The sequence below is a fragment of the Methylobacterium sp. HMF5984 genome (genome assembly GCF_045033435.1).
In the GTDB taxonomy this organism is placed as follows: Bacteria; Pseudomonadota; Alphaproteobacteria; order Rhizobiales; family Beijerinckiaceae; genus Methylobacterium.
In genome coordinates, this window is sequence record NZ_JBJFLN010000001.1 from 4,439,673 (window position 1) to 4,455,258 (window position 15,586).

Here is a 15,586-nt window from a genome sequence, read left to right on the forward strand (position 1 = left end):
CCCATGTCCATCTCCAACCGCAAGCCGGGCGAGCGCCGCGAGCCGGTCGCCGAGCCCCTGAAGCGCTCGGTCGCCGGGTGCCTGCGCGCCATCGCCAAGCGCTCCGAGGTCGAGGTCACCTACGCCACCGACCGGCCGGCGCTGACCGGCGACAAGGCGCGCCTGCCCGAGCCGCCGCGCAAGCTCACGGTCGGGGACGTCGCGGTGCTCCGCGGCAACGCCGACGCCATGGCCCTGCGCCTGGGCTGCCACGACATCGCCGTCCACCGCCGGCTCGCGCCCGAGAATTCCGCGGCGCGCGCGGTGTTCGACGCGGTCGAGCAGGCCCGCGTCGAGGCGATCGGCTCGCGGCGGATGTCGGGCGTCGCCACCAACATCTCCGCGATGCTGGAGGACCGCTACCACCGCGGCGGCAAGTACGAGACCATCACCGACCGCGCCGACGCGCCGATGGAGGATGCCGTCGCGCTGATGGTGCGCGAGCGCCTGACCGGCCAGAAGCCGCCGGAGGCCGCCAAGCGCATCGTCGAGCTGTGGCGCGCGCACATCGAGGACAAGGCCGGCCCGAACCTCGACGGGCTGATCGGCTCGATCGAGGACCAGCGCGGGTTCGGCCGCTCGGTGCGCGAGCTGCTCTCCTCCCTCGACATGGCCGACGAGACCCCGTTCGACCCCGAGGACGACGAGAACGACGACGAGAACGAGGCCCAGGACGACGAGCAGACCCCGAGCGAGGGCGATGCCGAGGAGCAGAGCCAGGGCGACCGCGCCGAGGTCGAGACCTCGGAGGAGGCCTCCGACGACATTGAGGAAGGCGCGCAGGAGGCGGCCGACGCGCCGTCCGGCGAGCTTCCCGAGGAATCCGAGGACGCGGAATCGGAGGAGGCCTCCGAATCCTGGCGCCCGCCGTCGAAGGTCGCCAACGAGCTGCGCGGGCCGGACTACCGGGTGTTCAATCCGAGGTTCGACGAGGTGATCCACGCCGAGGACCTGTGCGACGCCGAGGAGCTGGCGCGGCTGCGCAGCTACCTCGACAAGCAGCTGTCGCATCTCCAGGGCGTGGTCGGGCGGCTGGCCAACCGCCTCCAGCGCCGGCTGCTGGCGCAGCAGAACCGCGCCTGGGACTTCGACCTCGAGGAGGGCCAGATCGACCCGGCGCGCCTGGTGCGCGTGGTCATCGACCCGTTCCAGCCGCTGTCCTTCAAGCAGGAGAAGGACACGAACTTCCGCGACACCGTGGTGACGCTGCTGCTCGACAATTCCGGCTCGATGCGGGGGCGCCCGATCACCGTCGCGGCGACCTGCGCCGACATCCTGGCCCGCACCCTCGAGCGCTGCGGCGTGAAGGTCGAGATCCTGGGCTTCACCACCCGCGCCTGGAAGGGCGGCCAGTCGCGCGAGGCGTGGCTCGCCGCCGGCAAGCCGAACGCGCCGGGCCGCCTCAACGACCTGCGCCACATCGTCTACAAGAGCGCCGACGCGCCCTGGCGCCGGGCGCGCAAGAATCTCGGGCTGATGATGCGTGAGGGCCTGCTCAAGGAGAACATCGACGGCGAGGCGCTGGACTGGGCGCACAAGCGCATCCTGGCCCGGCCCGAGCAGCGCAAGATCATGATGGTGATCTCGGACGGCGCGCCGGTCGACGACTCGACGCTGTCGGTCAACGCCGGCAACTATCTCGAGCGCCACCTGCGCTGGATGATCGAGGAGATCGAGCAGCGCTCGCCGGTGGAGCTGCTGGCCATCGGCATCGGCCACGACGTGACCCGCTACTACCGTCGCGCGGTCACGATCATCGACGCCGAGGAGCTCGGCGGCGCGATGACGGAAAAGCTCGCCGAGCTGTTCGAGGAGGATGCCGGCGGCCGCGCCCCGATGCGCGCCGCCGGCGGACGCCGGCGCTGATGCCTCAGGCCAGCGCCCGCAGGGCGATCAGCACGGCGAGGTGCCCCGGGTAGAACGCCTGCAGCGCGTAGGGCGGCAGGAAGCGCGGTCGGCCGCGCAGCCGGAGGGCGGCGAGCAGGATCAGGGGGACGCCGATCCCGATCGTCGCGGCGTCGGCGAGCGCCGAGAGGGACGCGGCCTCGCCCCGCGGGTGCCAGCCGTGCCAGTTCAGCCCGACGATCGCGGCGACGAGCCAGACGCCGTAGGCGCGCGGTTCGCGCAGCGCGAGAAGGATCGCCGCCGGCAGTAGGATGCCGGCCAAGCCGAAATCCACCGCCGTCTTGGCGAGCGCGGGGGCGAGGAACACCACGGCGAGGCCGAGCGCCAGGGCCGCGTGGCGTAGCGGAGGGCGTCCCCTCTCGAGCGCGGTCGCGAACGCGATGCCCGCCGCCAGGGTGAACAGGATCGACCCCTCGGTCGTGCCGAAGGGGAAGGCGGCGGCGTAGATCGCCGGCGTCGGCACCGCGAGGGCGAGCAGCGCCAGCCCGTAGCGGCCGGAATCGGCGCCGCGCAGGATGTGCAGCACGGACACCACGCAGAACAGCGGGAAGGCGATCCGCCCGAGCCGCCACAGGGCGACGGCGTGGCCGTCGAGCAGGATGGTGTCGACGTGGTCGCCGACCATCAGCACGGCGGCGGCCCCCTTGATCGCATCGAGGGGCGCGCCGGCGAACGACGCGGCGGGCACGAAAAAACCGCCGGCATGGGGGTCCATGCGGCGGTTCATGATCTCACATCGCCCGGAGGCGACCGCTTCAGGCGGCGACGGCGTCCGGAGCCGCGGTCTCGCCGAGCTTCTTGTGGATCTCGCGCTTGAGGAGCTTGGCCGTCTGCGACAGCTCGACCTCGTGCGCCTTCACGAGGAAGGCGTCGAGGCCGCCGCGGTGCTCGACCGAGCGGAGCGCGTGCGCGGTGACGCGCAGGCGCACGCGGCGGTTCAGCGCGTCCGAGGTCAGCGTGACGTTGCAGAGGTTCGGCAGGAACCGGCACTTCGTCTTACGGTTCGAATGGCTCACGAGGTGACCGACCTGAACGGCCTTGCCGGTGAGTTCGCAGCGGCGTGCCATGATAACGCTATCCTGTCTCGTTCCTGGGCGATGCGGACCCGCCCTCCCGGGCCGGATGCGCCGCCTGCGCGGCCCCACCCGAACGTCGTTCCAGGTCTCGCGCAGTCGTGTCTGAGTGGCGGCCTATAGGCGAGACGGCCCGGGACCGTCAAGGCAAAACCCGACCGGGCGCCCGGATTGGGGGCGCCTGCGGACGCGCACGACGCCGCCGGCGTCGCGGCGCGTGCCGTCGCACGATCGATATGAGCACGGAACGGCCGAGGGTCCAAGCGCGGAGGCGGGAAGGCTTGCGCGGGCGACGCCGCCTCGGCCCTGCGGCGACCCGCCGGCCCGGCAGCCAGGAGCCCTGGGCGCGCGCGGAACGGCCTGTTAACCATGCGGCTCGGATAACCGTCGCCTGGGCAGCCCCGGGGCTCCGCGTCGTCGGGGCCGGTGCCCGGACGACCTCGTGAGGATGCGATTCGGACCATGAGCGCCCGCCCCCACCGCAGCGCCTTCCCACTGATGCGCCTCGTTCTCGCCGCCGCCCTCGGCGCCGGCGCCCTCTTGCCGGCCGAGGCGCGGGAGCGCAAGGCCGCGCCCGCCAGCATCGCCGTCGATTACGGCATCGCGCTCGCCGGCCTGTCGATCGGCACCGCGCGGCTCGCCGGCACCTTCGAGAACGCGAAGTACCGCGTCGACGTCTCGGCGACGCTGACCGGTCTCGTCGGCGCGATCACCGGCGGCCAAGGCTCGGCCCGCTCCGCCGGGATCATTGCCGCCGCGCCGCAGCCCAACACCTTCTCGATCGCGACGCGGACCGCCAATTCGGGGATCGCCGTGCGCATGGCGCTCGCCCACGGCAACGTCACCCAGTCCGAGGTCACGCCGCCGCTGGTCGACATGGACGACCGCGTGCCGGTGACGCCCGCCAACAAGCGCGGGATCATGGACCCCGCCAGCGCCCTGCTGATGCCGGCCCAGGCCTCCGGCGACCTGACCAACCCGGACAATTGCAACCGCACGCTGCCGGTCTTCGACGGCGCGACCCGCTTCAACGTGGTCCTGAGCTACGGCGAGACGCGGGCGGTGGAGAAGCCGGGCTATTCCGGCCCGGTGCTGGTCTGCAACGCCCGCTACCAGGCGGTCGCCGGCCACCGGCCGGACCGGCCCGGGGTGCGCTTCATGGAGGAGAACCGCGACATGTCGGTCTGGCTCGCGCCGGTCGAGGGCACGCGGATGCTGGTGCCGATGCGCATCTCGGTGCGCACCCTGGTGGGCACCAACATCATCGAGGCGACCCGCTGGGTGCGCGGCGCGGCCACCGCCGAGGCGCCGGCCACCACCGGCAGCCTCGCGAGCCGCTGAGGATGCGCGGCGCCGCGCTCGCGACGATCCTGGCGGCCTTCGCGCTCCTCGCATCCGGCCCGCGCCGGGCCGCGGCCGCGCCGCTGGAGGCCGGTGCCAGCCCCTGCGGCGGAAACGCCTACTCCTCGGCCGAGGTGACGGAGGGTCGCGGACGGCGGCGCGGGCCGCTCACCGCCGTGCCGGACACGCTCTGCGCCGACATCGAGACCGGGCAGCCGCCGACGCGGATCGAGCTCTACGGCATCCCGGATCGCGACGGATCGGCTTACGGCCTTGGCGGAGCGCCCGGAAGCGCCCCATATGAGCGCTCGTTCCGGCGCCGGCCGTCGGCCGACTGACGATCTCGCCCTTCCGGGGCGGGGCCCGTCGCCACCCGGCGTCCCGCGCCGTGCGGCTCCCAGCGCCGAAGGGATTGCTCCGATCCTCCAGCACCGCCGCTCCCTTCCGCCCTCGGCCCGCGCGCGCGGGGTCACGGCGGTGCTGGGGCCGACCAACACCGGCAAGACGCACCTGGCGATCGAGCGCATGCTGGCCCATCCCACCGGGATGATCGGCCTGCCGCTGCGGCTGCTCGCCCGCGAGGTCTACCTGCGGGTCGTGGCCCGCGTCGGCGTCGACAAGGTCGCGCTGGTCACCGGCGAGGAGAAGATCAAGCCGGACCGGCCGCGCTACTGGATCTCCACCATCGAGGCGATGCCGCGCGACCTCGACGTCGCCTTCGTGGCGATCGACGAGATCCAGCTCTCCGCCGACATGGACCGCGGCCACGTCTTCACCGACCGCCTGCTGAACCAGCGCGGCCGCGAGGAGACCCTGCTGATCGGCTCCTCGACGATCCTGCCTCTGGTGCAGGCGCTGATCCCCAACGTCCACACCACCACGCGCCCGCGCCTGTCGACGCTGACCTATGCCGGCGAGAAGAAGCTCGGGCGGATGCCGCGGCGCACCGCGATCGTCGCGTTCTCGGCCGAGGAGGTCTACGCCATCGCCGAGCTGATCCGGCGCCAGCGCGGCGGCGCCGCCGTGGTGCTCGGCGCGCTCTCGCCGCGCACCCGCAACGCGCAGGTCGAGCTCTACCAGTCCGGCGACGTCGACTATCTCGTCGCCACCGACGCCGTCGGGATGGGCCTCAACCTCGACGTCGACCACGTCGCCTTCGCCGCCACCTGGAAGTACGACGGGACCCGCTTCCGCAAGCTGACGCCCGCCGAGCTCGGGCAGATCGCGGGCCGCGCCGGGCGCCACCTCTCGGACGGCACCTTCGGCTCGACCGGGCGCTGCCGCCCGTTCGAGCCCGAGATGATCGAGCGGCTGGAGAACCACGATTTCGACCCCTTGCGCATCCTGCAATGGCGCAACCCGGACCTCGACTACGGCTCCCTCGAGGCGCTGCAGGCGAGCCTCGACGTGCATCCGAGCGAGCAGGGCCTGACGCGGGCGCCGATGGGCGAGGACCAGCAGGCCCTCGAGATCCTGATGAAGGAGGACGACATCCGCGACCTGTCGCGGAGCCAGTCCGCGGTGCGCCGCCTGTGGGACGTCTGCGGCGTGCCGGACTACCGCAAGGTCCACCCGCAGGTGCATGCCGACCTCGTGGCCGAGCTCTACCGCTTCCTGATGAAGGGCATGGCCGGTCGTATCCCCGACACCTGGTTCGCCGAGCAGGTGGCGATGATCGACCGCACCGACGGCGACATCGAGACCCTGTCGCGCCGGATCGCCCACGGGCGCACCTGGACCTTCGTCGCCAACCGCCCCGATTGGCTTCGCGATCCGGAACATTGGCAGGGCGAGACGCGTCGGGTAGAGGACAGGCTGTCCGACGCCCTGCACGAACGCCTCGCGAGCCGCTTCGTCGATCGGCGCACCAGCGTCCTGATGCGGCGCCTGAGAGAGAACACGATGCTCGAAGCCCAGATTACCCCCGACGGTGACGTGACCGTCGAGGGTCAACATGTCGGCCACCTCCACGGCTTCCTGTTCGTGCCCGATGCCAGCGCCGAGGGCCACGAGGCCAAGACGCTCCGCAGCGCCGCCGAGAAGGGCCTCGCCGGCGAGATCGAGGCCCGCGCCGAGCGCTTCGCCGCAGCCGCCGACGCCTCGCTGGTGCTGAGCCACGACGGCGTGATCCGCTGGACCGGCGCGCCGGTGGCCAAGCTCGCCCCCGGCGACAAGATCTTCGCGCCCCAGATCCGCCTGCTTGCCGACGAGGCGCTCGCCGGCCCCGCCCGCGAGAAGGTGGTGGCGCGCCTCGACGCCTGGCTGAAGGCGCACGTGACGCGCCTGCTCGGCCCGCTGATCGAGATCGAGACCGCCGCCGACCTCACGGGCCTCGCCAAGGGCATCGGCTTCCAGGTCGTCGAGGCGCTCGGCGTGCTGGAGCGCGCCCGCGTGGCGCAGGAGATGCGCACGCTCGACCAGGACGGCCGCGGCGCGCTGCGCCGGCACGGCGTCCGCTTCGGCGCCTACCACCTGTTCCTGCCGGCCCTGCTCAAGCCGGCGCCGCGGACGCTGGCCGCCCAGCTCTGGGCCCTGCAGAACGGCGGCCTCGAGCAGCGCGGCCTCGACGAGATCGGGCATCTCGCCGGCTCCGGCCGCACCTCGATCAAGGTCGATCCCGAGATCGCCAAGGGGCTCTATCGCGCCGCCGGCTTCCGCGTCTGCGGCGGGCGCGCCGTCCGCGTGGACATCCTCGAGCGGCTCGCCGACCTGATCCGCCCCGCGGTCGCCTATCGCCCCGGCACCACGCCCGGCGCGCCGCCCCCCGGCACCGCGGATAAGGACGGGTTCGTCGCCACCGTCGGCATGACCTCGCTGGTCGGCTGCTCGGGCGAGGACTTCGCCTCGATCCTCACCTCGCTGGGCTACGCCGCCGAGACCCGGCCCGGCCCGGCGATCACGGTGCCGCTGCTCCCCGCCGCGTCGACGACGCCGGTCCAGCCCGCCGCCCCCGCCGCGGAAGCCACGCCCGAGGCGGCCTCCGAGACCGAGGTCGCCGAGGCCGCGCCCGCCGACGCGGCGACCTCGGAGGCCGTCTCGGACCCGGCGGAGCCGAACGCGCCGGATGCGGAGGCCGTCCACGGCGACGCGCCCGAGGCAACGCACGAGCCCGAGGCAACGCACGAGCCCGAGGCGGCGCCTGCCGCCGAGGAGCCGGTCGCGGAAGCAGCGCCCGCCGAGGAGGCCGTCGCCGAACCGGCGACGGACAGGGCAGGCGTCGAGGCGACGGCGGCCGAGCCCGCCGAGGCGCCGGCGACCGAGGCGGCTACGGCCGAGGCCCCGACGGTCGGCGAGGGTGCCGTCGCGCCGGCGGCCGACGCGATTCCCGCCGAGGCCGCGTCCGAGCTTCTCGCCGACACCGTCGCCGAGGAGCCGGCGACCATCGAGGTGTGGACGCTGCAGCGTCACCAGCGCCAGGCCAACCCGCGCCCGAACCGCCCGCGCGGTGCCGGCCGCGGCCGCGACGGCGCCCCGGGCGCGCCCCAGGGCGAGCGCCGCGAGGGCGAGCCGCGCCGGGACGGCGGTCGCGACCGGCCGCGCCCCCATGCGGCCGAGGGCCGCGACCGGCCGCCGCGGCCGGACGGACCCCGGCCCGAGGGCGGCCGCCCGGAGGGTCCGCGCCGCCACGACGGCCCGCGCCGCGAGCGCTTCGAGCCCGGCGCCCGGCCCGACCGGCGCGACGAGCCGCGCCATGCCGGCCCCCGGCCGGATGCGCGCCCCCCGCGCCGCGAGCGGGCGCCCGATCCTGATTCGCCCTTCGCCAAGCTCGCCGCCCTGAAGGCGCAGCTCGAATCCGGCGAAGGCGGCAAGCGCTGAGGCATCACCGGTCCGCATGAAGGAAGGGCGGCAGCGGCTGGACAAGTGGCTGTGGTTCGCGCGGGTGGCGAAGTCCCGCTCGCTCGCCGCCCGCCTCGTCGAGGACGGCCACGTCCGCCTCAACGGAACCCGGACCACGCTGCCGGCGAAGGGCCTGGCCGTCGGCGACGTGCTGACGGTGGCCGCCGCCCACGCCACGATCATCGTGCGCGTCGTCGATCTCGGGACTCGACGCGGCTCGGCCGAGGTCGCCCGGCGATTGTATGCGGACCTGTCGGCCGGCGACGAAGCGGCGCAGGCCCGATCGGTTTCCGAGCCCGAGCCGCCCCTGGAATCAGTGTAGACAAGCCACACTCCGGCACCGCGGGCCGGTTGCGGCATGGGTGCGCTTGTCAGCCCCCTTGGCAGGGGCTAGAGCCCTTGCCATCCAAGGGCCGACCCAAGGCCCGTCGACACGCAAGCCGAACGCGTCCTCGCCCGCCCGCGAGACCGTTCGAGCCCCCGGCGACCGCGGATGCGGCCAGCGCGGATCGAGGACGAAAATCGCACCATGACCTACGTCGTCACCGACAATTGCATCAAGTGCAAGTACATGGACTGCGTGGAAGTCTGCCCGGTGGACTGCTTCTACGAAGGCGAGAACATGCTCGTCATCCATCCCGACGAGTGCATCGATTGCGGCGTCTGCGAGCCGGAATGTCCGGCCGAGGCGATCAAGCCGGACACCGAGCCGAACCTCGAGACCTGGCTGAAGGTCAACGCCGACTACGCCAAGGACTGGCCGAACATCACCCAGAAGAAGGACGCTCCCGGCGACGCCAAAGAGTGGGACGGCGTGGCCGGCAAGTTCGAGGCGCACTTCTCCGCCGCCCCCGGCACCGGCGACTGATCACCCCAGCATCGGCCCGCGGCCTCGATGCCGCGGTTGCCTTGCCGGCTCGGTCCCGGCCTCAGCCAAACCGTGCATAACGTGCTTCGGACGGTGTCGAACCGTCGGGAGCGCGTCGCGCTGCTTTGATTCGACGGTTGATTTGTGATACACAATCCGCCTGCCGTCGCTCGCGCCTGACGTGCTGCCTGTCGCGTCCAAAAACGCGAATTCCGGATCGTCCAGGATAACAGGTGGCACGCGCTCGACTGCTGGAGGCTTCGCCTTCGGCGGCCGTTCTATCATGGGCTGCGCACGGCTGCGCCTGGGAGCTTTCGCCTTCCCGACCGATCCGGTCGGCGGCGTCGGTCGGGCGGTTGAAGCCGGGTGTCCCACCCCGGAAAGACATGGTCACGCGGGTGCTTGCAACCCCCCGCGCTTTGTTCTGGAGGCCCTTCTCGCATGACAACAGCCAAGAAGCCGACGACGGGCCGCCAGGGATTCAAGACCGGCGAGGCGGTGGTCTATCCCGCCCACGGCGTCGGCCGCATCACCGCGATCGAGGAGCAGGAGATCGCCGGCTACAAGCTCGAGCTGTTCGTCGTCTCCTTCGAGAAGGACAAGATGGTCCTGCGCGTGCCGACCGCGAAGGCCAACAGCGTCGGCATGCGCAAGCTTGCCGAGCCGGAACTGGTGAAGAAGGCCCTGGACGTGCTGACCGGCCGTGCCCGCGTCAAGCGGACGATGTGGTCGCGCCGCGCCCAGGAATACGAGGCCAAGATCAATTCCGGCGACCTGCTCTCGGTCACCGAGGTGGTGCGCGACCTGTACCGCTCGGAGGCCCAGCCCGAGCAGTCCTACAGCGAGCGCCAGCTCTACGAGGCCGCCCTCGACCGGATCGTGCGCGAGATCTCGACCGTCAACCGGATCACCGAGACCGAGGCGCTCAAGCTGATCGACCAGAGCCTGCAGAAGTCGCCCCGTCGCGGCAAGGCCGAAGCGGAGGCGGAAGCCGAGGCCGACGGCGACGAGGCCATCCAGGAAGAGGCCGCCTGAGGGCGCGCCGACCGGCCGGGATCGTTCCGGCCCCGTCCCATCCCGATCAGGCCCGGCGCGCGAGCGCCGGGCTTTTTCGTCCGTACCGTCGCCCGCTCGATGGAGCGGTGGTCGGGTAACCTTCGATCGCGCAATCGTGCGTCCGACGGAACCGGACATCCTCGGCCCTGTTGGATCGCCGGCGGAACCTTCGCCTTCGCCCTCCCGTTGTTCGGTGCCTTGCGTGGACGCCCGGTCGGACCGGTGCCTCCGCAGGACGCGGCCGAGGCCGCAGCAGCGCTCGGAAGGAAGAGGCAGGCGGCATGGCGGAAATCGCGGGAATTCGTCGGCAGTTCATTCGCACCGCGATGGAAGCGCCGTTCCTCCAGCGGGACGAGGAACGCGGGCTGGCGGTGAGCTGGAAGGACGAGCGCGACGAGCGCGCCCTCCACAAGCTGATCTCGGCGCACATGCGCCTCGTGATCGCGCTGGCCGGTCGCTTCCGGCATTACGGCCTGCCGATGGCCGACCTCGTCCAGGAAGGCCATGTCGGCCTGATGGAGGCCGCCGCCCGGTTCGAGCCGGAGCGCGAGGTGCGGTTCTCGACCTACGCGACATGGTGGATCAGGGCCTCGATCCAGGACTACATCCTGCGCAACTGGTCGATCGTACGCGGCGGCACCAGCTCGGCGCAGAAGGCGCTGTTCTTCAACCTGCGGCGGCTGCGCGCACGCCTGATGCAATCGACCGAGGAGCGCGTCGGCGACGAGATCCACCGCCGCATCGCCACCGCCATCGGCGTCTCCCGCGAGGACGTGGCGTTAATGGACGCCCGCCTGTCCGGCCCCGACATGTCGCTCAACGCCTCGGTCGGCGAGGAGAGCGAGGCCTCGTCCGAGCGCATGGACTTCCTCGTCGACGGCGCGGCGCTGCCCGACGAGACCGTGACCGCCACGGTCGACGGCGAGCGCCGCCATCTCTGGCTGCAGCAGGCGCTGACCGTCCTGTCCGAGCGCGAGTTGCGCATCCTGCGCGAGCGCCGCCTCGCCGAGGATCAGGCCACGCTGGAAGCCCTCGGGCATCGCCTCGGCATCTCCAAGGAGCGCGTCCGCCAGATCGAGAACCGCGCCCTGGAGAAGCTCCGCCGGGCCCTGGCCGACCGCTTCCCGCAGACGACCGGCGCCGCCTACGCCGGGTAGGACGCCTCTCCGCATCGGTGACGACAAAGGCCCGACCGGATGGGCGGGCCTTTGTCGTTTTCACGACGTCCCGTCTTCCCTCCCCCTCTGCGGGGGGAGGGAGAGCGTCGCCCCCTACTTCGTTGACGTGCCCGTCGAGCCGGTGGCGTCCACCGGGCCCGGCTTGATGCTCCACAGCTCGGTCGGCAGGGCCGCCGGGGCGTCGGGCTTGTAGAAGGCCGAGTCCTGAATGTGCGAGGTCGTGAACAGGATGGTGCCGTCCGGCGCCTCGGAGAAGGTGTCGGGCCAGCGCAGGCGCGGATCCTGGATCAGCACCGTCGGCTTCCCGCCCTTGGCGGACAGGTCGCGGACCTTCACTGCGTTCTCCTCCGGCGCGCTGACGTACATCCGGCCGTCGTGCCGGCTGATGATCAGGCCGTCGGCGGGGCCGTTCTCGCCCACCGTCTCGACCTTGCCCGACAGGCTCTTGTCGGTGAGCGCGCTCGGCACCACCGAAGACGTCAACCACCCGGTCAGCGCGTCGGTCGGGAGGCTGTAGAGCGTCTTGCCCTTGATCGCCTGCCAGTAGAGCGTCTTGCCGTCGGGCGAGAGCGCGATGCCGTCGGCCGCGAACTCGACGCCGCGCCCGTCGGGCCGGCGCAGGGGCTTGCCGTCGTAGGTCACGGTCACGCTCTTGTCGGGCATGGTGGTCGGGTCGCCGTCGAGCAGGCGACGGGCCTTGCCGCTGTCGAGGTCGACCACGACCAGGGCGCCGCTCGCGCCGGAATCGGTGAGGTAGGCGGTCTTGCCGTCGGGCGAGAAGCGCACGTCGTTCAGGTACGAGCCCTGGGGCGCCACCGTCTCGTCGAAGGCGATGGTGCGGGCGGGCTTGTTGGTGCTCAGGTCGATCTCGACGAGCTTCGGCCCGTCCTTGACCACCGCCGCCATCGCGGGGGCGGCCGGATCGAGCACCCAGACGTTGCCCTTCGGGTCGGCGACCACGCTCTGCACGCAGATCCAGTGGTTGCGCGCGTCGACCTCGTCCTTCTTCGCGTTGCGCCACGCATTCCACTCGGCATCGGGGAACGGCGTCAGCTTGCCGTCCTTCAGCTCGGCGACCGAGATCGCGGTATCCTCGGTCCAGCGCGGGAAGTTGACGAAGATGCGCCCGTCCTTTCCGACGGTGACGCCGGTGACCTGATGCTCGAAGCTCGCCACCTTGGTCAGCGCCGGCGCGGTGCCGGGCTGGGACGCGACCGTTTCCTGCGCCACGGCGGCGCCGGAGAGCGCGGTTCCGGCAAGGAGGGCGCTGCCGAGCACGAGGCGCGCGCGGATGCCGGTGATCGTCATGGTCATGGAGAGCCTTTTTTCGGGGCGACGGACGCGCCGCATCAGCCCGGTCAACGCAGCCGGAGCCCGCCAAGCTTCATCGGACCGGCATCGTTCCGGGACGATCAGCGATGGTCGGCGCCCGCCGGCCCGGCGGTGGCGGCGAGGGTGCGGGCCATCCGCTCGATCCGCTCGGCGGCCCGCGACACGCCGTCGGAGACGCGGGCCGACCGATCCGCCTCGACCGCCTGTGACGCGGCCGCCTCGGCGCGCAGCCGCTCGGCCTCGGCCTCCGCCACCGCGAGCCGGTGCTTCAGCTCCGACACCTCGTCGGAGATGGTCAGCGCCGCCATCACCTGCAGGCGCATGTCGCCGATCTCGCCGAAGGCCTTGCGCATGTCGGCGACCCGCGCGCCGAGGTCGGCGGCGAGCGCCGCCAGATGCGCCTCCTCGCCCTCGCCGCAGGCCATGCGGTAGCTCTTGCCGTCGATGGTGACGCTGATCTGGGGCATGCGTGCTGCAGGTCGGCCGAGGACGAGGAAATCGGGACGTCGGCGGATTGGGCGCGTGCGCGCCGCCCGGTCAAGGGTCCGGGCGGGCGAGCACGGTCTCGACGGTGCCGATCGCCCGATCCAGCCGGCGGCCGACCGTGTCGGCGGCGGCCTCGACCTCGGCGAGGCGCGCGCTCGCGGCGTCGAGCGCCGCGGCGAGGCGGGCCCGGTCCTCGGCCATGATCGCGCGCTCCGCCGCGACGTCGTCGGGGTTGGCCTCGGCCTCGAGCCGGCGGGCGACCGCAGCCTCGAGTTGCAGCAGCGCCGCGTCGAGCCTGCGCAGGGCGTCGCCGGTCGGATCGCCGGTCGGGTCGGTCGGGGGGCTTGCGGCATCGCTCATGTCTGCCGGCAGGTTTCCCCCATGCCGCGATGGATTTCCAGCCGAATCCGCCGCCGACGCCCAGCCAAATCCAGTGCGGTCAGGCCGCCCGGATTGTCAGGACTTCGCACAGGCGGTCCCCGTCCTTCGCTTTGACAGCCCGGGGCACCATGTTAGAGACCCGCCGCACGCGCCTGGCCGGTTCTCGCGCGCGCTTTGTCCGGATACCCGACCCGTGCCAGTCAAGAGGCCCTCGCCCGCATCGTCCGTCTCACGGATGGTCCCCGGCGACCTGTGCCCGGGCCTCGCGTCGGTTCATCCCTGGTTCAATTCGGCGGTTCATAGAGCCGGCCGCAGCACCGGACGGCCGACGCGCCGTTCCGGTACCATCGAACGGCGCCCGCAGGTCGGCGCCTCATCTCGCGAAGGAGTCACGCCGTGACGGTGAAGGTTGCCATCAACGGGTTCGGGCGCATCGGCCGCAACGTTCTGCGCGCGATCCACGAGGCCGGCCGCAAGGACATCGAGGTCGTGGCGATCAACGACCTCGGGCCGGTCGAGACCAACGCGCACCTGCTGCGCTTCGACTCGATCCACGGCCGGTTCAACGCCAAGGTGGTGGTCGACGGCGAGTCCATCATCGTCGACGGCAACCGCATCCGCGTCACCGCCGTGCGCAACCCGGCCGAGCTGCCGCACCGCGAGCTCGGCGTCGACATCGCGCTCGAGTGCACCGGCATCTTCACCTCGAAGGACAAGGCCAAGGCCCACCTGGATGCCGGCGCCAAGCGCGTCATCGTCTCGGCGCCCGCCGACGGCGCCGACCTGACGGTGGTCTACGGCGTCAACCACGACAAGCTGACGGCCGATCACCACGTGATCTCGAACGCCTCGTGCACCACCAACTGCCTCGTGCCGGTGGCGAAGGTCCTCAACGACCTCGTCGGGATCGAGCGCGGCTTCATGACCACGATCCACTCCTACACCAACGACCAGCCCTCGCTCGACCAGATGCACAAGGATCTGTACCGGGCCCGCGCCGCCGCGCTCTCGATGATCCCGACCTCGACCGGCGCCGCCAAGGCCGTCGGCCTCGTGCTGCCGGAGCTGAAGGGCAAGCTCGACGGCACCTCGATCCGCGTGCCGACCCCGAACGTCTCGGCGGTCGACCTCGTGTTCACCGCCAAGCGCGCCACCTCCGTCGAGGAGATCAACGCGGCGATCGTGGCGGCGGCCGACGGCCCGCTCAAGGGCGTGCTGGCCTACACCGACCAGCCCAACGTCTCGATCGACTTCAACCACGACCCGCACTCGTCGACCTTCCACCTCGACCAGACCAAGGTCATGGACGGCACCTTCGTGCGCATCCTCGCCTGGTACGACAACGAGTGGGGCTTCTCGAACCGCATGGCCGACACGGCCGTGGCGATGGCCAAGCTGATCTGACGAGCCGATCTGATCCGTCTCCCCCGGCCGGCTCGCGGACACCCCGCGGGCCGGCGGTTTCGCGACCCGGCCCGACCATCCGCGAAAAGCCGCGCCCCGCCGGGCCGCCCTCCGAACCGCAGACGAGAAAGGGTCCGTGACGAATGACCGACGCCCCCAAGACCGCGACCGGGCAGGACTTCATCCCGACGACGACTTCGCCCGTCGACACCCGGCCCGTCGACACCCGGCCTGTCGAGGCCAAGCCCGTCGAGGCCAAGCCCGCGGCCGCCGGTCCGGCGGGCGCGACGCCGATCGCCGCCAACCAGCTGTTCGACCAGCTCGCGCGGATCGAGGACAAGACCTCACGGATCGAGGACAAGTACGCCCGCTCGGAGTCGCTGCTGACCCGGGTCGAGGACAAGGTCGAGGGCGCCTCGAACCGCATGAACGAGGCGGCCCGCCAGTCCGACCTCGCGGCGCTCCGCTCGGAGATGCGCGGCCTGACCGAGCGCCTGCGGCGCCTGCCCGGCACCGGCGCCCTCGTGCTCACCGCGATCATCACCGCCGTGCTGACCGTCGTGCTGATGATCGCCGTGCAGCGGCTCAACCTCGACAGCCTGCTGCCGCCGCGCGCGAACGCAACCGCCGCGGCGCCGGCCCCCGCCCCCGCCCCTTCGCCCGCGCGCTGACCGAAAGCCGACCGG

At 72.1% G+C, this 15,586-nt stretch carries 15 protein-coding genes; 10 read left to right on the forward strand and 5 right to left on the reverse strand.

From position 1 onward, the window contains the following. The first annotated feature begins 3 nt into the window (after positions 1-3). Positions 4-1,905 carry a cobaltochelatase subunit CobT gene (cobT, locus tag ACFZ8E_RS21505; protein ID WP_147844010.1) on the forward strand — a complete coding sequence of 634 codons (1,902 nt, stop codon included), beginning with the start codon at positions 4-6 and terminating at the stop codon, positions 1,903-1,905. A 4-nt stretch (positions 1,906-1,909) separates the two neighbouring features. Here cobT and ACFZ8E_RS21510 read toward each other — a convergent pair whose 3' ends face one another. Both ACFZ8E_RS21510 and rpmB read right to left on the reverse strand, forming a co-directional pair. Beyond that, a complete protein-coding gene (locus ACFZ8E_RS21510; protein ID WP_405043744.1) occupies positions 1,910-2,671 on the reverse strand; it encodes a TraX family protein in 762 nt (253 codons plus the stop codon). Positions 2,672-2,699: 28 nt separating this feature from the next. After that, the gene (rpmB, locus tag ACFZ8E_RS21515) at positions 2,700-3,011 is read right to left on the reverse strand and encodes a 50S ribosomal protein L28 (protein WP_147728548.1); all 312 of its coding nucleotides are present in this window, start codon (positions 3,009-3,011) and stop codon (positions 2,700-2,702) included. A 468-nt stretch (positions 3,012-3,479) separates the two neighbouring features. Here rpmB and ACFZ8E_RS21520 point away from each other — a divergent pair, with 468 nt between their 5' ends. The 7 genes from ACFZ8E_RS21520 (at position 3,480) to ACFZ8E_RS21550 (ending at position 11,276) form a co-directional block, all read left to right on the forward strand. After that, positions 3,480-4,358: a DUF3108 domain-containing protein gene (locus ACFZ8E_RS21520; protein ID WP_405043745.1), complete on the forward strand. Its 879-nt coding sequence runs from the start codon at positions 3,480-3,482 to the stop codon at positions 4,356-4,358. A 2-nt stretch (positions 4,359-4,360) separates the two neighbouring features. After that, the gene (locus ACFZ8E_RS21525) at positions 4,361-4,696 is read left to right on the forward strand and encodes a hypothetical protein (RefSeq protein WP_243951475.1); all 336 of its coding nucleotides are present in this window, start codon (positions 4,361-4,363) and stop codon (positions 4,694-4,696) included. A 139-nt stretch (positions 4,697-4,835) separates the two neighbouring features. Continuing rightward, entirely contained in the window at positions 4,836-8,174 is a 3,339-nt protein-coding gene (locus ACFZ8E_RS21530; RefSeq protein ID WP_405043746.1) for a helicase-related protein, read from the forward strand. 16 nt (positions 8,175-8,190) lie between these two features. Beyond that, positions 8,191-8,517, forward strand: a complete 327-nt coding sequence (locus ACFZ8E_RS21535; RefSeq protein ID WP_405043747.1) for an RNA-binding S4 domain-containing protein — start codon at positions 8,191-8,193, stop codon at positions 8,515-8,517. Between the two features lie 207 nt (positions 8,518-8,724). Continuing rightward, positions 8,725-9,063 carry a ferredoxin FdxA gene (gene fdxA / locus ACFZ8E_RS21540; RefSeq protein WP_147728546.1) on the forward strand — a complete coding sequence of 113 codons (339 nt, stop codon included), beginning with the start codon at positions 8,725-8,727 and terminating at the stop codon, positions 9,061-9,063. A 441-nt stretch (positions 9,064-9,504) separates the two neighbouring features. After that, complete coding sequence (locus tag ACFZ8E_RS21545) at positions 9,505-10,098, forward strand: CarD family transcriptional regulator (RefSeq protein ID WP_147728545.1); 594 nt, start codon at positions 9,505-9,507, stop codon at positions 10,096-10,098. Positions 10,099-10,400: 302 nt separating this feature from the next. Next, positions 10,401-11,276, forward strand: a complete 876-nt coding sequence (locus ACFZ8E_RS21550) for an RNA polymerase factor sigma-32 (protein ID WP_147728544.1) — start codon at positions 10,401-10,403, stop codon at positions 11,274-11,276. 114 nt (positions 11,277-11,390) lie between these two features. Here ACFZ8E_RS21550 and ACFZ8E_RS21555 read toward each other — a convergent pair whose 3' ends face one another. The 3 genes from ACFZ8E_RS21555 to ACFZ8E_RS21565 form a co-directional block, all read right to left on the reverse strand. After that, a complete protein-coding gene (locus ACFZ8E_RS21555; RefSeq protein WP_405043748.1) occupies positions 11,391-12,611 on the reverse strand; it encodes an SMP-30/gluconolactonase/LRE family protein in 1,221 nt (406 codons plus the stop codon). Positions 12,612-12,709: 98 nt separating this feature from the next. Beyond that, entirely contained in the window at positions 12,710-13,096 is a 387-nt protein-coding gene (locus ACFZ8E_RS21560; protein ID WP_405043749.1) for a cell division protein ZapA, read from the reverse strand. Positions 13,097-13,166: 70 nt separating this feature from the next. Next, positions 13,167-13,475 carry a DUF4164 family protein gene (locus tag ACFZ8E_RS21565; protein ID WP_147860338.1) on the reverse strand — a complete coding sequence of 103 codons (309 nt, stop codon included), beginning with the start codon at positions 13,473-13,475 and terminating at the stop codon, positions 13,167-13,169. Between the two features lie 417 nt (positions 13,476-13,892). On the opposite strand from ACFZ8E_RS21565, the gene gap reads away from it, so the two are divergent. Both gap and ACFZ8E_RS21575 read left to right on the forward strand, forming a co-directional pair. Beyond that, on the forward strand, positions 13,893-14,900 hold the full coding sequence (gene gap / locus ACFZ8E_RS21570; protein WP_147729605.1) for a type I glyceraldehyde-3-phosphate dehydrogenase: 1,008 nt from the start codon (positions 13,893-13,895) through the stop codon (positions 14,898-14,900). 143 nt (positions 14,901-15,043) lie between these two features. Next, entirely contained in the window at positions 15,044-15,571 is a 528-nt protein-coding gene (locus ACFZ8E_RS21575) for a hypothetical protein (RefSeq protein ID WP_243951470.1), read from the forward strand. The last annotated feature ends 15 nt before the right edge of the window (positions 15,572-15,586 follow it).